Source organism: Pinibacter soli, from assembly GCF_029961145.1.
Classification (GTDB): domain Bacteria; phylum Bacteroidota; class Bacteroidia; order Chitinophagales; family Chitinophagaceae; genus Pinibacter; species Pinibacter soli.
Window position 1 is genome coordinate 464,710 of record NZ_JASBRG010000005.1, and the last position, 19,087, is coordinate 483,796.

24 protein-coding genes are annotated in these 19,087 nt (G+C 42.6%); all 24 read left to right on the top strand.

Going from position 1 to position 19,087, the window contains the following annotated elements; translation table 11 throughout:
* Positions 1-375, top strand: coding sequence for a hypothetical protein (locus QJ048_RS09385; protein WP_282334081.1), 375 nt, complete (start codon positions 1-3; stop codon positions 373-375).
* On the top strand, positions 342-554 hold the full coding sequence (locus QJ048_RS09390; protein ID WP_282334082.1) for a phage head-tail joining protein: 213 nt from the start codon (positions 342-344) through the stop codon (positions 552-554). Before QJ048_RS09385 ends, QJ048_RS09390 begins: the two co-directional genes overlap by 34 nt.
* Before the next feature lie 10 nt (positions 555-564).
* Entirely contained in the window at positions 565-2,076 is a 1,512-nt protein-coding gene (locus QJ048_RS09395; protein WP_282334083.1) for a phage portal protein, read from the top strand.
* A gap of 122 nt (positions 2,077-2,198) precedes the next feature.
* On the top strand, positions 2,199-4,253 hold the full coding sequence (locus QJ048_RS09400) for a phage major capsid protein (protein WP_282334084.1): 2,055 nt from the start codon (positions 2,199-2,201) through the stop codon (positions 4,251-4,253).
* 66 nt (positions 4,254-4,319) lie between these two features.
* A complete protein-coding gene (locus tag QJ048_RS09405) occupies positions 4,320-4,646 on the top strand; it encodes a DUF2190 family protein (protein ID WP_282334085.1) in 327 nt (108 codons plus the stop codon).
* Between the two features lie 19 nt (positions 4,647-4,665).
* Positions 4,666-5,004: a head-tail joining protein gene (locus QJ048_RS09410; RefSeq protein WP_282334086.1), complete on the top strand. Its 339-nt coding sequence runs from the start codon at positions 4,666-4,668 to the stop codon at positions 5,002-5,004.
* Positions 5,001-5,474 (top strand): Gp37 family protein, encoded by a 474-nt coding sequence (locus tag QJ048_RS09415; RefSeq protein WP_282334087.1) that lies wholly within the window; start codon positions 5,001-5,003, stop codon positions 5,472-5,474. The genes QJ048_RS09410 and QJ048_RS09415 overlap by 4 nt, the downstream gene beginning before the upstream one ends.
* Positions 5,475-5,477: 3 nt before the next feature.
* Positions 5,478-5,684 carry a hypothetical protein gene (locus QJ048_RS09420; RefSeq protein WP_282334088.1) on the top strand — a complete coding sequence of 69 codons (207 nt, stop codon included), beginning with the start codon at positions 5,478-5,480 and terminating at the stop codon, positions 5,682-5,684.
* Complete coding sequence (locus QJ048_RS09425; protein WP_282334089.1) at positions 5,684-7,105, top strand: phage tail sheath family protein; 1,422 nt, start codon at positions 5,684-5,686, stop codon at positions 7,103-7,105. Before QJ048_RS09420 ends, QJ048_RS09425 begins: the two co-directional genes overlap by 1 nt.
* Before the next feature lie 5 nt (positions 7,106-7,110).
* A complete protein-coding gene (locus QJ048_RS09430) occupies positions 7,111-7,635 on the top strand; it encodes a phage major tail tube protein (RefSeq protein ID WP_282334090.1) in 525 nt (174 codons plus the stop codon).
* 79 nt (positions 7,636-7,714) lie between these two features.
* The gene (locus QJ048_RS09435; protein ID WP_282334091.1) at positions 7,715-8,116 is read left to right on the top strand and encodes a hypothetical protein; all 402 of its coding nucleotides are present in this window, start codon (positions 7,715-7,717) and stop codon (positions 8,114-8,116) included.
* Positions 8,113-8,283, top strand: a complete 171-nt coding sequence (locus QJ048_RS09440) for a hypothetical protein (protein WP_282334092.1) — start codon at positions 8,113-8,115, stop codon at positions 8,281-8,283. The genes QJ048_RS09435 and QJ048_RS09440 overlap by 4 nt, the downstream gene beginning before the upstream one ends.
* A complete protein-coding gene (locus QJ048_RS09445; protein WP_282334093.1) occupies positions 8,276-10,102 on the top strand; it encodes a phage tail tape measure protein in 1,827 nt (608 codons plus the stop codon). The genes QJ048_RS09440 and QJ048_RS09445 overlap by 8 nt, the downstream gene beginning before the upstream one ends.
* The gene (locus tag QJ048_RS09450) at positions 10,102-10,968 is read left to right on the top strand and encodes a phage tail protein (RefSeq protein WP_282334094.1); all 867 of its coding nucleotides are present in this window, start codon (positions 10,102-10,104) and stop codon (positions 10,966-10,968) included. The genes QJ048_RS09445 and QJ048_RS09450 overlap by 1 nt, the downstream gene beginning before the upstream one ends.
* Positions 10,965-11,213, top strand: coding sequence for a tail protein X (locus QJ048_RS09455; RefSeq protein WP_282334095.1), 249 nt, complete (start codon positions 10,965-10,967; stop codon positions 11,211-11,213). The genes QJ048_RS09450 and QJ048_RS09455 overlap by 4 nt, the downstream gene beginning before the upstream one ends.
* 1 nt (position 11,214) lies before the next feature.
* A complete protein-coding gene (locus QJ048_RS09460) occupies positions 11,215-12,243 on the top strand; it encodes a phage late control D family protein (protein WP_282334096.1) in 1,029 nt (342 codons plus the stop codon).
* A 1-nt stretch (position 12,244) separates the two neighbouring features.
* Complete coding sequence (locus QJ048_RS09465; RefSeq protein ID WP_282334097.1) at positions 12,245-12,928, top strand: phage baseplate assembly protein V; 684 nt, start codon at positions 12,245-12,247, stop codon at positions 12,926-12,928.
* Between the two features lie 85 nt (positions 12,929-13,013).
* Positions 13,014-13,949, top strand: coding sequence for a GPW/gp25 family protein (locus tag QJ048_RS09470; RefSeq protein ID WP_282334098.1), 936 nt, complete (start codon positions 13,014-13,016; stop codon positions 13,947-13,949).
* A complete protein-coding gene (locus QJ048_RS09475; RefSeq protein ID WP_282334099.1) occupies positions 13,949-15,058 on the top strand; it encodes a baseplate assembly protein in 1,110 nt (369 codons plus the stop codon). Before QJ048_RS09470 ends, QJ048_RS09475 begins: the two co-directional genes overlap by 1 nt.
* A complete protein-coding gene (locus QJ048_RS09480; protein ID WP_282334100.1) occupies positions 15,051-15,695 on the top strand; it encodes a phage tail protein in 645 nt (214 codons plus the stop codon). The genes QJ048_RS09475 and QJ048_RS09480 overlap by 8 nt, the downstream gene beginning before the upstream one ends.
* 11 nt (positions 15,696-15,706) lie before the next feature.
* On the top strand, positions 15,707-16,051 hold the full coding sequence (locus QJ048_RS09485) for a hypothetical protein (protein ID WP_282334101.1): 345 nt from the start codon (positions 15,707-15,709) through the stop codon (positions 16,049-16,051).
* 3 nt (positions 16,052-16,054) lie between these two features.
* The gene (locus QJ048_RS09490; protein ID WP_282334102.1) at positions 16,055-17,143 is read left to right on the top strand and encodes a hypothetical protein; all 1,089 of its coding nucleotides are present in this window, start codon (positions 16,055-16,057) and stop codon (positions 17,141-17,143) included.
* Positions 17,143-17,562, top strand: a complete 420-nt coding sequence (locus tag QJ048_RS09495) for a hypothetical protein (protein ID WP_282334103.1) — start codon at positions 17,143-17,145, stop codon at positions 17,560-17,562. The genes QJ048_RS09490 and QJ048_RS09495 overlap by 1 nt, the downstream gene beginning before the upstream one ends.
* Entirely contained in the window at positions 17,562-19,085 is a 1,524-nt protein-coding gene (locus QJ048_RS09500; protein ID WP_282334104.1) for a hypothetical protein, read from the top strand. Before QJ048_RS09495 ends, QJ048_RS09500 begins: the two co-directional genes overlap by 1 nt.
* Positions 19,086-19,087: the final 2 nt, after the last annotated feature.

Consider the following 19,087-nt stretch of genomic DNA (forward strand, 5'->3'; position numbering starts at 1 on the left):
ATGGAAAATACTGAATACAAGCTGCCACTATGTGTTTCGCCTGATGATCAGGAACTAATCGAATGTGTCATCAAAGCCGCCTGCAGGCATTTTGAGATATCCGAACAGCAACTGATCGGAGAAAACAAGCTGGCCAACATACGCCATCTTTGTTTTTACATCATCTACAATGGTACCCATGGCGTTTACGACTACGCTATCGGCCAATTCTTTAAAAAGAAAAGAACAGCCGTTCAATATGGAATCGATTTGATCGAGCATCAGAAAAATATCTATAGGCAAACTTTAGGCAACCTTAACAGCATCACCGCTATTGCCAATAACTTTGAAAAAAAATATTCATGGCATTTACCAACGATCAATATAACACCTTAGTGGAAGCGATCGCTCAAGGTGCGCTAACTGTGAAATATGCAGATAAGGAGGTAACATACCGCAGTCTGGAGGATATGATTCGAATCAAGAACCTAATGGAGGCAGATTTGGGAATGTCTTCCGGCGGCATCAAAACGACATACGCTTCTTTTTCTAAAGGCCTTAACAGCAAATGCTAAACATTTCATGATGAGAAAAAACATTTTCGATAGAGCAATTGAACTAGTGAGCCCCGCCATGGCGTTAAACCGGTATCACGCAAAAGCTCGGTTGGAAGTTGCAAATAAGCACTTCGAAAAAATGGTAAAGAACCAAGAAAGAAAATATGATGGAGCCTCTAAAGGGCGCCATTATTCTGATTGGTTCTCTCCGGAACAGAGTGTGAACCAAGAGGTGATTGCAGCGTTGACGACCCTACGCAATAGATCCCGCGAGCTTGGACGTAACAATCCATATGCGATTAATGCTGTAAGAGCAATTCGAAATAATGTTGTTGGCACCGGTATCATTCCAACAGCAAAAGGAGCAGGAATTGGTAAAAACCAACTGAAGCAATTAAAAGAAGCATGGAATGATTGGGCTGGGAAAACCAATTGCGATTTCGATGATATGAATACCTTCTACGGGTTGGAAAGCATTATCATGAAAACGGTTGTCGAATCTGGAGAGTGCCTTATCCGTAAGGTCCGTAGCACAAGCGCAGACGACATCCCGCTGCGATTGCAGATATTAGAAGGTGATTATATCGACAGCTCAAAGCACAATGGCCAATGGCAACCGGACAATACAATGCTATACTACGGCATCAAGTTCGCCAAAGATGGTAAGCGTTTAGGCTATTGGATATTCAGACACCACCCTAACGAGTTTGGAGCCGTGTCTGATTTTGTTCCTGCATCAGATATGATTCACGTCTACGAGGTAGAGCGTCCCGGCCAGATGAGGGGTGTGCCATTTAGCTGTGGCGCCATGCTGCGTTTAAAAGATCTGGATGATTATGAATTTACTGAACGGATAAGAAGTAAAGTAGCTGCAGCTTTTGCTGTATTTATCACAGACGATGCGACCTCGGAAAACAAGCCAGGGGATGGCGTTGACGATTTGGAAAAGGTAGAACCTGGAATGATTAAACATTTGAAACCAGGACAAGGTATTTCGGTTGCTCAGCCTCCAATGACACAAGGGTTTTCCGAATTTGTAAAATCAAATCTTCGTGGAATATCCGCAGGCTTCGGAACCAGCTATGAAACGCTGACAAACGATTACAGCAATGTAAACTTTAGCAGTGGTCGTATGGGATGGCTTGAGTTCAATCGGAACGTCGAACATCTGCAGTGGAATTTACTTATCCCTCGTTTTTGTGATAAAGTTTATCCATGGTTCGTTGAAGCTTGCCAGTTGAAAGGGATTATACCTTTTGGTGCCAAAGTAAAAGTAACATGGACGCCACCACGCAGAGAAATGATAGATCCGTTGAAAGAAATACAAGCCATTAAGGAACAGTTGCGCGCCGGTCTATGCTCATGGCAAGATGTAGTGAGAATGTTCGGATACATACCTGAAGAGTTGACGGAAGAATTGAAACAAGATGCTGAGATGTGGGATAACCTGGAACTCAAACCAACCATTGATGCCCGCTTTGATCCCAACAGACCTCCGGATCAAGAACCGCAAGATGTTTCTTCAGAAAAACCAGAATAACATTAAGGCTCCTTCAAAGGGGCTTTTTTGTTGCTCACAACTTGCCTAAAGTTTGCCTAAAGTTTGCCTATAAACACGATTGACTGATTTCTAGTTTTGAATTCGATAACAAAAATGCATCGATGCCGAAAGAAAACAGAACGATAATAGGTAAGCAGTATTTCAGAGCAACATTTGACAAAAATTCAATCTCAAAGGAAGATAGAACGGTCGATGTTGTATTTGTAACAGAGCGCCAGGTAATGATGTACAATTGGGATATCGGTCTTTTCTATGAAGTTCTCCCATGCAACGAAATCAATGGTGATTTAGGAAGGCTTAATAATGGAGCTCCGCTATGCGACACACACGACACTTCAAGTGTTCGTAATGGATTAGGAGTTGTCGAGAAGGCTTGGTTTGATAATGGTATTGGTCGCGCTACTGTAAGGTTTTCCAAAAGAGCCGATGTTGATCCTGTATGGCAAGATGTACAAGACAGTATCATTACAGGAGTTAGCGTTGGATATATCGTTTACGAATATGAAGAAGTTGGTGTAAAGGAAAACATTCCACTCATCAGAGCAAACAAGTGGGAAGGAACTGAAATATCTCTTGCTCTAGTTCAAGCTGATAGCGGTGCAGGTGTTGGCCGTGCAGCGTCCGATGACGTTAAGCAAGATGTAATAATGATTCGCAAAAATTCAAATTCAAATACAATGACAGAAGCTGAAAAAGCTGCACTGGCAGCAGAGCGCAAAAGAAGCGCCGAAATTTTAAAAGCATGCCGTGCGGCTAATTTTAGCAATGAGTATGCTCAGGAATTGATCGAAAGTGAAAGAAGCCTTGAAGAGGCTTTGACCGCCATCAATGCCAAAAAAAGTGAAACGCCTCCTGTTAACGAAAGCGAGGTTCGTACACAAGCAACTAAAGCTGAAAGAACACGTGCTTCGGAGATATCAAAAGCATCCCGCGCAGTCGGCTTGCCTGACTCATTTGCGCAAAAACTTATTGATGACGGAACAAGCTTGGAAAATGCCCGCGCTGCGATCATTGATGAAGCTGCAAAAAAGAATCCTGTGGAACCAAAACCTCAATCCGGCGTAATAATTGGAGCGGATGAAAAGGATAAGAAACAACGCGGCATGGAATCTTCCATCATGCATCGTGCGGGTGTTTTGAAAGCTGAAACAGCTGGTGATCCTGGCGAATTCCGTAGCATGACCTTGATGGATCTTGCAAAGGATTGCTTGACAAATGCAGGCATCAATTATCGCGGCTTGTCACAGATGGAAATTGCATCCCGTGCGTTACAAATGGGCTCTCGTGATGGCGGCGGATTAGCGACAGGTGATTTCTCTTATATTTTGGCCAACGTTTTGAATAAAACATTGCGCACAATGTACGATCTGCAAGCAAGGTCATTCACGCAGTGGACTCGCAAATCAACAACCTCCGACTTCAAACAGATTTTACGCACGCAAATTTCCGACTTGAAACTGACACCAGTTCAAGAAGGTGGCGAATACCAATATGCGCAAATTTCTGATTCTGGTGAATCATACAAGGTTGCGAAATGGGGTAAGATCGTTAATATCAACTGGGAAGCGATCGTTAACGATGACCTGAGTGCATTTTCAAGAATCCCCTCTTTCCTTGCCGGAGCTGTTGCTCAAATGCAATCTGATGTGATCTATGCGATCCTTACAGGCTCTCATATTATGGGCGACACTAACGAGTTGTTTGATGCTACAAATCACGGCAACTATACATCAACTGGTACTGCGATCAGTGCAGTCAGTATTGGCGTTGCTCGTCAGATGATGCGTGATCAAAAATCTCCTGGCAACAACATTCTGAATATCGCTCCTAAGTTTTTGATTGTTGGTTCTCAAAACGAGGCCCTTGCGTTGCAGTACAGCTCACAAAACTATGTTGCTACGAAGCAAGCAGATATTAACGTTTGGACTGGCCTTATCACTCCGATCGTTGATGCCCGTATTTCTGGCAAACAATGGTTCATGACAGCTGATCCAGCTTTGATCGACACAGTTGAATATGCAACGTTGGAAGGCAATGACATTTACACTGAATCCAAATACGGATTTGAAGTGGATGCATTGCAGTACAAACTGCGTACTGTATTCGGGGCAAAGGCAATCGATTGGAGAGGCATGTACAAAAACACTGGCGCGTAATTCAATTTCAAAACCACATTAAATAACGCCCCATTGCAAAGGCAATGGGGCACTAAATAAAACAAGATGAACACGTTAGTAAGTAGCGGTAAAACAGTCGAAGTTGTAACCCCTTCTGGTGGCTATGGTAGTGGCCAACCAGTATTACTTGGCAGCATCGTAGGGATTAGCGCAAATAAATATGCGCAAAATGATACTGCGGTAATTTACCTGGTTGGAGCACATAAGGTAGCAAAAGCATCTGGAGCAGCATGGGCCGTTGGTGATAAAATTTACTGGGACGATACAGCAAAAGTATTTACCAAAACAGCAACCAGCAATACTCTTGCGGGATACGCATGGGCAGCAGCTTTAAGCGCAGATGCAACGGGCGTAATTTTCCTTCGTCAATAAAAATATTCGCCAATATTTTATGAATCTGTTTGATGGATTACAAAGGGCAGCACAAAACGTTGTTACCAATGCAATGGGTTATGATGCCCTTTGGACGCCATCAACAGGCGGCGAAACATTAACGGCCAGAGTTCTTTTCAATAAGCCAACGCAAAAAGAAAATGTAAGTGATGATGATTATTTAGCAATCAGGCCGCGCATGGAATATTTCTCCGGAGATTTCCCTGGTCTGCTTGATAGCGTTAGAGACAACAACAATGAAATGGTGATCATCAGCGATATTTCTTACGTCGCTTTCCGTGGCGAAATGAAGTTTGATGGCAAAACAATCATAATCTATTTAGAACAGCAACAATGAACATCAGCGCAATTCAAAGCAGTATTGTAACCAAGCTTTCGACAGAGTTTGAAGCATTAGGATTACAGTTTCTTGCGAAAGATGTTCCTGATTCTGATAAAGACTATGACATTGCTGTTACAAAGCCGGTCGCTTACGTCGTATACATGGGAAGCCAGGCACTGCCAAGCATCTCAACCAATGTAATAGCACAGGTTAGAAACCTTCAGTTCAATGTTGAAATTCATGCCCGCACATTGTATCGGGAAAACGGATTGCATGTTGTAAGAGACATTGTTGAACAAATTCTAATTGGATTCAAACCATTAAACAGCCAACGGCTTTTCCTACTTAAGGATGAAATAAGCAAAACTGATCAAGGCATTTGGGTCCACATCCTGCAATTACAATGCGAGTCAAGACTCATTCAGGTCGACGAACCCCGAAACATTATCATCCCAGAATTTAAAGAACTGGTAAAAGAAGATTAAAACATGAAAAACTTTTTATACATCGGCCAACAGCCACACAATTCAACCATCTTGTTCGATGAACAAGGTAAGAAAGTGCAAAAAGATATTCGCCTCGCTGCTGGAGATGAGGCGCTTCTCCCGGAAGAAAATCCGGTTGTAATTGCACTCGTTGCAAATGGTTTGTTGGTGGAAAGCAAACAAAATTCTACACCAAAAAATTCAAAATAATGTCCGCAAATTACTTACACGGCGTTGAAACAATCGAAAGCGAAGTTGGCGGGCAACCGATAACAGTTGTTAAGTCAAGTGTTATCGCGTTGATTGGTATTGCTCCGGTCGGAGCAAAAAACGTATTGATTTGCTGCAACAGCGCAAAGGATGATGCTGTATTCGGCAAACCAGTGCCAGGGTTCAACATTCCTAAAACCCTGCAAATCATTCGTGCGATCGCTGGCAGTGCTCCCATCCTTGTTGTAAATACATTCGATGCAACGACAAACACTGTTGCTGTATCGAACGAATCGCAGACCGTTACAAATGGCAAATTAAAACTTGCATTTGCGCCGATCGGGACTGTTACGATCAAAGCGAGCGATGGAACTACACCAGCACCGATCGTAAAGGATGTCGACTATACGCTTGATGAGTATGGAAACTTTCAGGTGATCAGTACAAACATCGCGGAAGGAACTACTTATAAGTTCTCTTATAAAAAGCTTGATGCAAGTACTGTTACAACTACGCAGCTTATTGGTAGTGTGGATGTAAACAACAACCGCACCGGTATGGCTTTGTTTGATCTTGCGTACAACACATTTGGCTTTAAACCCAAAGTGATGATCGCGCCAACATACAGCAGTCTTTCGGCAATTTCTGACGCGCTGGCAACATGTGCGCAAAAGTTCCGCGCAATCTATTTGTTAGACGCACCTTATGGAACTACGATCGCAGGTGCAATTGCTGGCCGTGGCATCGCTGGTACCATTGTGTTTAACACAAGCGACCAGAGAGCGGTACTTCTTTATCCATATGTCAAAACGTTTGACGATTACTCTCAAGCGGATGCGGACTACCCGTTCTCTGCATTCATGGCGGGTGTCATCATAAAAACCGATAGCAATCTTGGCTACTGGTATTCTCCATCTAATAAGGAGATCAGCAACGCATCAGGAAGCGAAAGAGTTATCGAGTGGGCAATCAATGATGCGAATTGTGAAGCCAACCAGTTGAACGCTGTTGGTATTGTTACCCTTGCGGCAGGATTCGGTACCGGCATTCGTACATGGGGCAACCGTAATGCTGCTTTCCCTACTGATACTACCATCAAAAACTTTATCAACATCAGGCGTACTGATGATATGGTAGTAGAAAGCATGGAGATTGCATCATTGCCATACATTGACCTGCCGTTGGATCAGGCCCAAATTGACAACATCCGTGAAGCCGGCAATACGTTCATGAGAACACAGATCCAGAGAAAAGCTGTGTTGCCTGGTAGCCGTGTTGAGTACAATCCGGAGGATAACAGCTCCGCTGATCTGGCTGCCGGCAAGCTAACGCTTACCAGAATTTACATGGTGCCGCCTCCAACCGAGCGCATAACGTTCAAGGATGTTTTGGACACTTCATTGCTTAACCAATTCAAATAATAACGATGGCAGGTATACAAATAAATAGTCTCGTGAATGCCAATGTATATAACAATGGCAACAGCCTTCTTGGCAAGGTTGAAGAAATTCAACTGCCTGCGATCAAAGCGAAGGCAGTTGATGTAAAAGCCTTGGGCATGTTCATGGCAACTGAAATCCCGAGCGGGTTTGAAAAGATGACCGGCAAAATGAAATGGAATGCTGTTTATCCGGACCTGATTAAAGAATTTGGTAGCCCATATTCTACAAAGCAGATCCAGGTGCGCGGAAATCTTGAGTCGTGGGATTCAAGCGGACGCATTTCAGAGGTACCGGTTGTTGCTTTCCTTACAGTTCGTTTCAAAGACGTAATGCCAGCGATAACGTACAAACAAAACGACAACCCAGAGCAGGAAAGCGAGTTTAGCTGCAGCTATTACAGACTTGAAATCGACGGTAAAAAGATGATCGAGGTAGATGCAATGGCGAATGTTTTCTTCATCGGAGATGAGGATCAACTAACAAAGTACCGCGCAAATCTCGGTTTCTAATTAAAATAAAAAGGCAAATCAAATTATAGGCTGACTGTAAATGCAGTCAGCTTTTTTAAGCACTATCAACACAAAAAAAATGGAACAACTTAATCAAGACAACACAACACAAGCGTCAACAACAACTGCAACTGAGCCAGCCGTTACCTACCCAACAACTCCGAATGCAGAAGGGTTCTTTTATGAATCAGAAGAAGACAGCGAAATAGGAATATTAACAAAAATATACCCTAATGGAAATAAGATTAAAAAGGTGCTTCTGCCAAAGTGTGGACGAATTGCTGTAGTAAGAGAGTTGACAGGAAACGACAATAAGGAAATTGCCAAATTCATGGGGAAAGACGTTGAGAAATATCAAAGCGCTTCACTTACGATAGCGACTACCATCGATGGGCAAAGAGAAACATTCGAATTTTTCAATTCGTTAAAACTGAAAGACTACAACAGATTACTAGCTATTCACTCTGATCTAAATTTTTGATCAGCCGCGAAACGATCGCCGACGTAGCGGCATATTATGGACAGAGTCCACTGCAGGTGGAAAGGTGGACAACGGCTCAAATATATGAATGGCATAGTGCAGCGATAAAGCTGGAAAAGATGGCAGCTGAATCATACAAAAAGAAAAAAGAAAAAAACAGTGGATAAAAATTTAAAAATAGTACTTGTCTTAACTGCATATGATAAGGCTTCTGCCGTAATGGGTAAAGCTTTTTCCAATGCAGAAAAGCATGCAAAATCCATTGAAAAGGCAAGTAAGGCAGTCGGAGAAATTGGCGATAAGAGCCTTATCGCCGGTGGAGTTATAACAGCTTTCTTTGGCAAGACTGTAGAAGATGCCAGGGAATCTGAAAAAGCAGTGAGGCGACTTGACCAGGTATTCAAAAGCATGGGCGAAACATCTTCAGCTGCAGCCGAGCAAGCAGCGGAGTTTGCCGGTAATCTAGAGTTTAAAATCGGTGTCGAGGATGAGGAGATTATGGCAGTGCAGGCAAAGCTTGCAACATTTAAAAAAGCAAGTGATGAAGCCGCCAGAAGTACGGGAATATACAATAGAGCTACCCAGGCAGCATTTGATTTGCAAGCGACTGGATTTGGAGACGCCCTGAGCAATGTTACACAATTGGGAAAAGCATTGCAAAACCCTGCACTTGGTGCTCAAGCATTGGCAAAAGCCGGCGCGATCAACAAGGAAGATATGCCGATGATTAAAATGCTTCAGGCAACAAAGGGTGTTGCGGCTGCTCAACAATTCGTTTTGGCAGCAGTAGAGAAGCAAGTAAAAGGAGTTGCCGAAAGAACTGCAGATCCTGTTAAAAAAATGAAGATTCAGTTCACTGAATCTTCTGAAGCAATAGGGAAAGCGTTACTTCCTGAAGTGAATAAGCTTGCTGATAAATTTGCGACGTTCGCGCCGAAAATCATCGACTTTGTTGAAAACAACAAATCATTGATAATTACTGCCGCTAAAGTTGGCGTTGCGCTTTTGGCTTTCGGTGCTACTATGAAAGTTGTGCAATTCATTATGACAGGATTCTCCACTGTTATGAATGTTATAAAAGCTGTCAAGGAGGTAGGAACCGTAGTGGGGACCGTTGGAAAATTTATGTTAGCGAATCCTATGATTTTGGCGATTACGGCAATCGCAATCGCGGCTTTTCTAATTATTAACAACTGGGATAAAATCAAAGTGTTCTTTATCAATCTATGGGATAAAGTGAAGCAAATTTTCACAGCCACATGGGAGTGGATAAAGAAGCTATTTTTGAATTACACGCCGGAAGGTCTTATAATTAAGAATTGGGATAAGATATCGGCATTCTTTACAAATCTATGGAACAAAGTAAAACAGGCATTTGTAGCTGCTTGGGAATGGATAAAAAGCATGTTCCTGAATTACACTCCCGAAGGTTTGATAATAAAACATTGGGACAAGATTGCTGAATACTTCAAGGGTATTTGGGATAAAGCAAAAAAAACATTTCTTGAATTTGTCGGCTTTACCTTGACGTTGGGAGACAAATTTCTGCAAGCTGGCAAAAACATTGTCAACAGTTTATGGGAAGGAATGAAGTCAATGGCTCATAAGCCTATTGAAATGATTGAAAACATAGTAAAAAAGGTTCGCGACTTTCTCCCATTCTCTCCGGCTAAAGTTGGTCCTTTAAAAGATATCCATCGCATAAAGCTTGTGGAGACAATTGCACAGAGCATTAAGCCCCAACCAATGATAATGGCTATGGCAAAAGCTACTGGCTCTTTGTACGGTCAGATGAATCAGCCATTGCCATCATTAGGCAGATCAGGAGGCTCTACGCAATTGCATTTCAATCCTGTGATTCACTTATCAGGAAGTGCCACAAAAGAAGATGGGCAGATGTTGACCGACGCTATGCGAAAGGACTTTTCAAAGATGATGAGAGAATATAATCGAAATCAAGGCAGAGTATCATTCAATAATAGCTAATGTTTGCACAATTAGGAACTACAGTATTTGATGGGCAGAAAAGCTTTGTATCGTTCAACAACGAACAAGAGGCAATCATTGTTGAGCATGCTCTTATTGGGAGAAGGGCGCAATTACAAGGAGCTGCTATCGGATTGAGAAATATAAACCTCACCATTTTCCTTCACCAGGAATACTGCAAGGTTTCACAAGAGATAGAGAAACTTCGAAAATCTCTCAACACTTTTGAAATATTGCCTCTTCTATGGGGTAATGGCAAAATTGAGGGAGAATTTGTAATACAGAGCCTGTCAGTTACGAATCAAGACATGGACGCGCTCGGCAATATCATTGCAGCAGAAGTAAGCCTTTCATTGAAAGAAAACGTTAGTGATGATAGGGTAAATCAGCAAGAACAGGAGGCAAAACAAAACGCCTTTGCTGTTGGCGATAAAAAACCACCAACTAAAAGTAACAGGATTAATCCTGAAAAATGTAATGCAAAAGTTAGCAATATTATCTCTGAAATCAAGTCCCATGCTTATCAAGTGGATGTGCACAGCCTAAGATATTCAAGCACCCCAAACGATAATAGTGTAATTCTTAAATGCTTGTCAATAATATTCAGTGGCTGTCAAAAGCTCATGGATGCATCAAATGATACTACAAGCTGCATTTATCAGACAAGTGTCGGACCAAGCGCCGTAAAAGTTCAATCAAGAGCTAAAATAATGGCAGATGATGTCAAAGCAAATCAGGCAGATTACTTAAATCCATTTCCAAATATTTCAGGGATAAAGGCAGACAATTACAACTTACAAACCGAAGTAAGAGTGTTACAAAGTTCAGCTAACGGTATAATTCAATCATCAATAGTTAAGAAATGAGAACAGCTGAATACATAACAAAGCCGGGTGACAGATGGGACCAGATCGCTTATAAAGCGTATGGGACTGTAAACAATGTCACGCTTGAAGATGGGAGAATTGTTAATGCTATCAGCCTGATCATTGAAACAAACTCATCACTGGCCATCGATAGTATTTTGGAGCCTGGACTTTTATTGAACATACCGATCATACCGAGCACAACCATTAAAACACAAGCGGATCTGTTGCCGCCTTGGAAATAATATGAATTTACCCGTTGCAGAATACACGCTTGTTTACAATACAAAGGATATCAGCCGTGATATCGCTGATCAGGTTATCAGTATCAACTACACCGATAAGATCGGTGGCGAAAGCGACACGTTGGAGCTGGTATTGATGGACAAGGACCTTCGCTGGCAAAACTCATGGTATCCGCAAAAAGGAGATTCAATAAATCTGATCATCAGGCAAAATGGTTTACAGATGGATTGCGGTTTGTTTGAAGTCGATGAGCTTTCATTGAGCATCTCTACATCCGGAGACGTGTTTTCCATCAAAGGCCTAGCAGCCGGCATTAAAAAACCGATGCGAACAAAAGAAAGCTACGCACATGAGGATAAAAGCCTGAAAGAAATCGCCAACACCGTTGCCAACGATATGCAATTGAAACTATTGGGTAATGTGCCGGCGATATCAATTCACCGGGCAACACAGTATAGAGAATCGGCCCTTTCCTTTTTAAATCGTATCGGTAGCACCTATGGATGTATCTTTTCCGTTCGTGGCGCGAACCTGGTATTTACATACTACAAGGATCTGGAGAATAGAAGCGCGTCATTAACCCTCACCAAGCAACAGTTGATATCGCTTGAGGTCCACGATCAAACGCACAAAACATTCAAGGCCTGCAGGGTTCGCCATCATGATCCCCTAACTAAAGATGTTCAGGAGTTTACAGCGAATCCGGATGATGATAGTGACAGCGATGTCGATAGTTCCGACACGTTGGAAATTCGTGGCAGAGTAGAAAATAAACAGCAAGCGGAGCAAAAGGCTCGTTATGCTCTTTATAAAAACAACACTGAAGGTGTTGGCGGTGATATCACATTGCCAGGGAACATCCTGTTTGTAAGTGGAAACAACTTCCAGCTGAACGGCGCTGGAAATTTCTCCGGCATTTTCCATATAATGGAATCCTCGCACTCCATTAGCAGCAATGGAGCTTACGTCACATCCGGAAACATCAAGAGAGTTAAAACAATTGATTCCGTAAACTTTAAAACACAATAGCATGCAGTTTAAGATAGGACTTGTAAGTGATGCAAAGGCTGGATTTGCGAAAGTGTATTTCAAGGATGACGATATAACTTCTGATTGGTGGCCCGTGATCGTTCGCACTTCCCTAAAGGACAAAGAAAGCTGGATCCTAAATGCAAATGAGCATGTTGCTTGTATTACTGATACCCATTGCGAAGAAGGGTTTATTATTGGTGCCATACATAGCAATGCGGAACCGCCAGACAGCGGAGCCAGTAAAAACAAATTCAGAAAAGTTTTTGAAGATGGAACTTACCTTGAGTACGACAAGTCATCGCATGAACTCACTGCCAACGTGCAAGGTAAAGTAACAATATCTGCAAACGGAAACATTAAGGCCACAACCAATACGGGAAATATTGAAGCAACAACTACTGCAGGAAACATTAATGCGAAAGCTTTGCAGGCAACAATCGAAGCGCCTGTGATCACACTGAAAGGAGCCGTGACAGTACAAGGAACTATTACTGCCGGTGGACTATCACTCACTGCAATGCCCGGTGTGTCTGGTGCTGATGGTAAAGTACAAGGTGACATTAATGTTACTGGTGCAGTTAACGCAGACGGCGCAGTTAAATCAGGCGCAATATCGCTCGGTACACATAAACACACTGGAGTACAAACAGGCAGCGGCACATCAGGTACACCTGTCCCATAATCAATTTGCCTAAAGTTTGTCTAAAGTTTGCCTAAAAACGGAATCACATTAATTCAATTTTTGTGATTCATAACGCAAGCTAATATTGGCAACTCTTCAACAAATAAAATCACCAGTATGGACCTATAGTATAGGAGGTGGCGGGGCAATCGCTGAAGGCGTTGCTGCCATCCGTCAATGCATAGACGTAATCATTCGCACAACCAAAGGAACGGATCCTTTGCGTCCTGAATTTGGTAGCGATGTTTACAAATACCAGGATCAGCCAGTTGATGTTGCAATTCCCAATATTAAGAAAGCAATCCTTGATGCTATCGCAACGTGGGAGAAAAGAGTTTCAATCACCTCGATCGATCATGAAGTAAAAAAAGAAAACACACAGTTCTTTATTACTTATGCACTCGTAGATGAAAATCTTTCTGACACGCTGCTTATTGATATCGGCAATGAAAATATTTCCACTGGTGTTTCGATAAACCGTTTGATTTTACAAGGTTTATTTCCTCCCAATCCTTCGGCTCTTCAATATCAAATTCAATGTTCGTTAGATAATAGTGATCTATTGCCTTCGCCACCGGCGCAAGGATTTGCTGATACCTATGAGATGTACCTGTGGGTGAAAGAAAATTGGTCCAACTATGGCCAATGGTACTATACATCAAGCAGCATTGTGGGATATATCAATCCTCAATATTCGATTGGTTCGATCTCAATAAAAGTCCTAAGCAAAACGAAATTTCTAGGAGGCATCCCCTCATTGCCAGTTGGCTATAAATACAATGTATTGATTAATGTAGACTCAACAACCTACGTTAACGCTATTGATCTTTTCACCGCTGACCAAATAAAACAGTGGGCAAATGATACACTTGGTAATGTAGGTGATTGGTTCATTGAAACAAATGGCGGCGCTTTTAGCGATGACTTTAATGAAGATTTTGAAATATTTCAACAGCTGCTCGTGGTTTATACCGACCAGGCAAAAAGCGTAGTAATTAACATCACAACCATACCGCAGTAATGGCAGAAACTTTACCAATAGTATTTGAAGAAGATATACAACCGATTTTACAGCGGATGCAAACCAGCTTGGAAAGTCAGTTGGGTAGAGCTTTGGCGCCAGGTGACATTGAGATGTTGTTGATTAATTCTTTTGTTTATGAGCTGCAGCTCTATCGCGTTGCCGGTAACCAGGCTTTCAGACAATGCCTGACAAGATTTGGAACCGGTGCGGCCCTCGAATTTCTCGGAGAGTTAGTTGGAGTTAAACGACTGCCGGCAAGCAGTGCAGAGTGTACCATCCAGATGAATCTCATTGATGGGCACAATCCCGTACAGATCCCACAAGGAATAAGAGTTCAATCGATCGATGGCAATGTAACATTCATTACCAATAGCCCTGTAGCTGTGCCACTTGGAGTGAATGTAGTAACAGTGACAGCGCTTTGTCAAACAGCTGGCGTTGCAGGTAATAACTATGATCCTGGTAAGATTGCAGTTGTCCTTGACCCTCAACCATATCTCGTAAGTGCTGCCAATATAGATAAAACTGCAGGCGGTAGCGATGCAGAAACGGATGATCAATTAAGAAGCAGGATCAACCTTGCCCCTTCTTCTTTTTCCGTTGCCGGTCCAAAGGGAGCATACATATTTTTTGCAAAGTCTGCTCATCCTTCCATCGTTGATGTTACCTGCGTGACAACAAACCCAGGAGAGGTTACTCTATATCCTCTTTGTGCCGGTGGCGAATTGCCATCTGATGAAATTCTTGATAAAGTGCTTTCAACCTGTGACGATGAAAAGGTACGTCCGCAAAACGATACAGTTTTGGTAGATGTGCCGACTGTAATTGAATACGCGATTGAAGTTGAACTCGAAATCTACACTGGCGCTATTGATGCAGAAGTGCTGGCCCAGGTTAATACAAATCTGAACGCGTTCAAAGATGAGCGAAATAATAAACTAGGAATGGATGTGATCAGATCTCAAATATCTGCGTTGAGCATGGTTAAAGATCAGGTGTACGATGTAACAATAGTTTCACCAGTTGCCGATATCGTAGCAGATGAAAAAACATACCCAAAATGTACGGGAATTAATGTAACAATAACTGGCAGTAACAATGGGTAATGTAGCAATGGCCGATAGCATCTCGTACTTACCAGAGTTTAAAAGCTGGTATAGTGTATTCAAAGAAGAGCTTGGACAACTTGACTTAAGCAAGCTACTCGTATACATCATTGAGACTGTTGACGCAAGTGCGTTGCCATACCTCGCTGAACAGTTTGATGTATTGGGATACAAAGGGTTTAGAATGGCACAGACCGAAGCCGATCAGCGAGAGGTCCTGAAAAGAGCAATTGAATTGCATCGATATAAGGGAACAGAATGGGCGATAAAAGAAGGTCTTAAAAGTATTGGTTTCCCGGATGTCGAATTAAAGAAAACAGGTTATGATCATTGGGCAAAGTTTGGCGTAAAACTCACAAACTCCAATGTTCAATTAACGGCCAATTCTTTTAACGACATCATTCAAATGGTTGCAGAATACAAACGGGCCGTTTGTGTTTTGATGGATGTCACCATAGATCTTTTATTCGACGACACGATTGATTTAAGCGACGATGACGCAAATGCATTACCGGCTGTTTCAGGAGATGATAATATCGAGATGACCGGAACACTCAAATATGATGGCGAAGGAATGTACGATGGAGATTATGACCACAGCGGAGATAGTGATGTAGTAACAATTACACCGATTTAAACAAAAATATTATGCTTTTAGCAGCAGGAAGAACGAACGTTGAAAAACTACTGGCGGGCGATGCAGCCGGAAAAAAAATAACGAAGATCGTCGTGGGAACGAGCAATACCGCTGTTTCAGAAGGAGACACTACCATCAGTGGCGCTGTCGCAAAGGATATCGAGACTGTTGATTATTTCTCCGACGGACATGTGCAGTTTAATGCAACGCTTGTGGCTGGGGATCCTTCAATGGTAATTCAAGAGATCGGTCTTTATAACCAGGATGGAACATTGTGCCATAGAAAGGTGGTCCCGTCGATCAACAAGGTTTCCGGAACTACTTATGCTTTGTCTTACAAAATAAAAGTTCAATAACCAATGATAGATTATACCGCACTGGATGAATTTACAGACACACAGATCTATGACCTTTCAGATTTGGTGAAGGGCGGAGATCTTGGTGCAAGTAACATCCCAATCAAAGCGCTATTGGATAGATCGCTTTACCTGTTAAACAGGTTGGTTTCTTATGAAGGAATTGTTCTGCAACCAGCTGACTACACATATGATGTCGCGGATAAAAGAAAGCTGTTTGTATTCAATCTGTCAACCAATGCAACATTCAATCTTCCGGACGTTGCGTCTTTAAGAGTTGGCAGCATCGTGCCTATTAACTGTTATACAACCGGTATCAAGGCGCTTACAATTCAATGTAATGGAACGCAAAAAATAAAAGGCGGCAACTTCGATGGAACTGATACATCAGTGATGTACATGCATAACAATGAGAAGCTTTCTTTGGTTGCAGCCGGTGATCATTGGGAGATAGACAAGGCAGATGGCAATTTCTTCACCGTTGGCGAAAGTGTTTATTCACGCCGGATCGTCGGTAATTGTGTCGGCACTAATGGTACGACGTTCAATAGAGCAGACATGCCGCGTCTATCCGCTTATGCATTGTCATTAGGTATTAATCAGGGAATTATTTCTGATGTAATCTGGTTAACCGATAACATAAATAAAGGATTTTTCAGCACTGGAGATGGTGCGACAACATTGAGATTGCCTGATGAGCGAGGACTCTTCCTAAGAGCGCTTGATCAAGGTCGTGGCTTTGATACCAGTAGAATAAATGAATACCCTGGCGGCTTCGCAAATGACTCCAATAAGAAGCACAACCACACCGAAACGCCCGATACAGCAGCTGATGCCAATAACGCTGTAAACACCAGTAGATCAAACTATGACTTCGGCAATATTCCAAACGGCGTTCCGGAAGGGAAACCAGGATTGATTCGTCGATCCTACAAAACAGGTGGAGTGGGCAACCCAACTCCCGCAGGCGGTGATGACACCGGACGAGGGTTTGAGCCAGCTTTCCGTGAGACGCCGGTAAACATTCCATTCGACGGAGGCCCACAAAGTCAACCTAAAAACATCGGACTGTTAAATCAAATCAGATACTAATGACACTCGAAGAACAAATAGAGTCAATCAGGAGCTATGTCAACACGAACATCGTTCCTAACGGGACCAAGAGCATTAAGGCTGATAAGGTCAATATTCCGTTCAATGAAATTCTGAATGTAATGATAGCCATTCTTGGTACAGGCGGCGGCAGCGGTAGCGGATATGAATTTAAGGAAGGCTATGCGATAACTGCCGGTGTTACTTCAGGCTTTGTAGGAAATACAAATACAGTAACTCATGCCGATTGGATAGGATGGGAAATCCAGCCGTTCAGAATGGGTTATGGCCCGCTTGATGAATCTACGGACTTCACCTACAACAAAACAACTGGCACACTCACACTCTCCAACTCAGGAGATGTATTTGGCCCTAACGAAAAACTGTTCATAACATTTAAACCTCGATTGATAGTATAATGAAAGGAATAATCAAACTCATCTTGGCGATTTTCACAATTGCCATTTCGTTAAACTGCGTTGCGCAAGATGTCTTCTATTTAAATCCTAACGCACCAGGGTATCGATACAAGCGCTTGCTTATTGACAGTGCATTAAGAGTGCCGAAAAAATACAACCTGAAACAACAGGATAGCAACTCCATTGCATTAGATCATGGTTTCATCATCTATTGGGACGGTATTAAATGGGACACTGCATCTGCTAAAGGCAGTGGTGGTGGAGGTGGTGGTATCGATACGGTTGCGCATGGTTTAACGCTGAAAGGGAAAGGTATTTCTTCCAGCAAACTTGAAGTGGATACGAATTACCTCGCTACAAGGAATTATGTCGATACTCTTAGCTTGAACATGCAAAATATTGGCACTGCAACGGGAGCGGTTGGATTCTTTTCTCCATTGTCAAACAAGTACACTGCCAAGTATAAAAAAATATACTCCAGCGATAACGCATTTCAATTTACCAACGTCAATGATTCTCTTGTCAATGCAACCGCTCTGAATGTTTATAAACGGGGCGGCAACTCTTTTGGCGCAAACGGTATCATTGGCACCAATGACAATTACCCATTTATTTTCAACCAAAACGGCGTTGAACGGGAACGGTTAGCCGCCACAACGGGCAACCATTTGATCAACACCACATCTGACAATGGCACCGATAAACTACAGGTGAACGGAAGCGCTTCCGCTAAATTTTTAACGCTGCATAGCGAAGGAATAGGAAACACAGAAGATTATAATTTTAATTTAACCAGATCCGAAAGCGGTACTACATTTGGTCTTTTGATCGGTACAAATTATTTCTATGGATCAAGTGCTATATATTTTAGAACGGATGTTCCTATTTCATTCGGTACACCGCTTGCCTCTTTTTCCGGGTCCACGTATGTTGAAAATGGTATTACTACCGGCGGCGGTCTTCTGTTTAGTGGAAGAGCTGCAATCGCATCAAATGACAAGGAAGGCCTAGATTTTATTTCAGGGTGGTACACAACGGGCCGAGATGCAACAAAGCCTATTTTAAAAATAGGCAACGATGGACAGGTTAAAATATCAACATACCCAACTACTACAGACATTGATAACTATGCGGCTGCCTTAGATATTCAAAGCACATCGGGCGGTTTTTTACCGCCCCGCATGACAACCGCAGAAAGAGATTCATTAACCGGAATATTTGCGTACAAAGTGACAAACGGTGGAAGCGGGTACGTTTCACCCACTGCGACCATAACAGGCGGCGGCGGTACAGGTGCAACAGCTAACGTGGAAATTTCGGCGGGCACGATAACAAAAATATTTGCAACAACGCACGGTGTTGGGTACACTAGTCAACCCACGATAACAATCACAGATAGCGGCGGTACCGGTGCAACGGCGGTTGCAAAACTTGGGATTCTTGCAGAGGGGCTGACTATCTACAACCTTACTACACACAAAATGCAAGTGTGGAACGGCTCAAGCTGGAACGATCTCTATTAGAA

Coding starts and splice junctions, on each gene's coding strand:
- QJ048_RS09385 (WP_282334081.1), top strand. CDS start 1: ATGGAAAATACTGAATACAAGCTGCCACTATGTGTTTCGCCTGATGAT.
- QJ048_RS09390 (WP_282334082.1), top strand. CDS start 342: ATGGCATTTACCAACGATCAATATAACACCTTAGTGGAAGCGATCGCT.
- QJ048_RS09395 (WP_282334083.1), top strand. CDS start 565: ATGAGAAAAAACATTTTCGATAGAGCAATTGAACTAGTGAGCCCCGCC.
- QJ048_RS09400 (WP_282334084.1), top strand. CDS start 2,199: ATGCCGAAAGAAAACAGAACGATAATAGGTAAGCAGTATTTCAGAGCA.
- QJ048_RS09405 (WP_282334085.1), top strand. CDS start 4,320: ATGAACACGTTAGTAAGTAGCGGTAAAACAGTCGAAGTTGTAACCCCT.
- QJ048_RS09410 (WP_282334086.1), top strand. CDS start 4,666: ATGAATCTGTTTGATGGATTACAAAGGGCAGCACAAAACGTTGTTACC.
- QJ048_RS09415 (WP_282334087.1), top strand. CDS start 5,001: ATGAACATCAGCGCAATTCAAAGCAGTATTGTAACCAAGCTTTCGACA.
- QJ048_RS09420 (WP_282334088.1), top strand. CDS start 5,478: ATGAAAAACTTTTTATACATCGGCCAACAGCCACACAATTCAACCATC.
- QJ048_RS09425 (WP_282334089.1), top strand. CDS start 5,684: ATGTCCGCAAATTACTTACACGGCGTTGAAACAATCGAAAGCGAAGTT.
- QJ048_RS09430 (WP_282334090.1), top strand. CDS start 7,111: ATGGCAGGTATACAAATAAATAGTCTCGTGAATGCCAATGTATATAAC.
- QJ048_RS09435 (WP_282334091.1), top strand. CDS start 7,715: ATGGAACAACTTAATCAAGACAACACAACACAAGCGTCAACAACAACT.
- QJ048_RS09450 (WP_282334094.1), top strand. CDS start 10,102: ATGTTTGCACAATTAGGAACTACAGTATTTGATGGGCAGAAAAGCTTT.
- QJ048_RS09455 (WP_282334095.1), top strand. CDS start 10,965: ATGAGAACAGCTGAATACATAACAAAGCCGGGTGACAGATGGGACCAG.
- QJ048_RS09460 (WP_282334096.1), top strand. CDS start 11,215: ATGAATTTACCCGTTGCAGAATACACGCTTGTTTACAATACAAAGGAT.
- QJ048_RS09465 (WP_282334097.1), top strand. CDS start 12,245: ATGCAGTTTAAGATAGGACTTGTAAGTGATGCAAAGGCTGGATTTGCG.
- QJ048_RS09475 (WP_282334099.1), top strand. CDS start 13,949: ATGGCAGAAACTTTACCAATAGTATTTGAAGAAGATATACAACCGATT.
- QJ048_RS09480 (WP_282334100.1), top strand. CDS start 15,051: ATGGGTAATGTAGCAATGGCCGATAGCATCTCGTACTTACCAGAGTTT.
- QJ048_RS09485 (WP_282334101.1), top strand. CDS start 15,707: ATGCTTTTAGCAGCAGGAAGAACGAACGTTGAAAAACTACTGGCGGGC.
- QJ048_RS09490 (WP_282334102.1), top strand. CDS start 16,055: ATGATAGATTATACCGCACTGGATGAATTTACAGACACACAGATCTAT.
- QJ048_RS09495 (WP_282334103.1), top strand. CDS start 17,143: ATGACACTCGAAGAACAAATAGAGTCAATCAGGAGCTATGTCAACACG.
- QJ048_RS09500 (WP_282334104.1), top strand. CDS start 17,562: ATGAAAGGAATAATCAAACTCATCTTGGCGATTTTCACAATTGCCATT.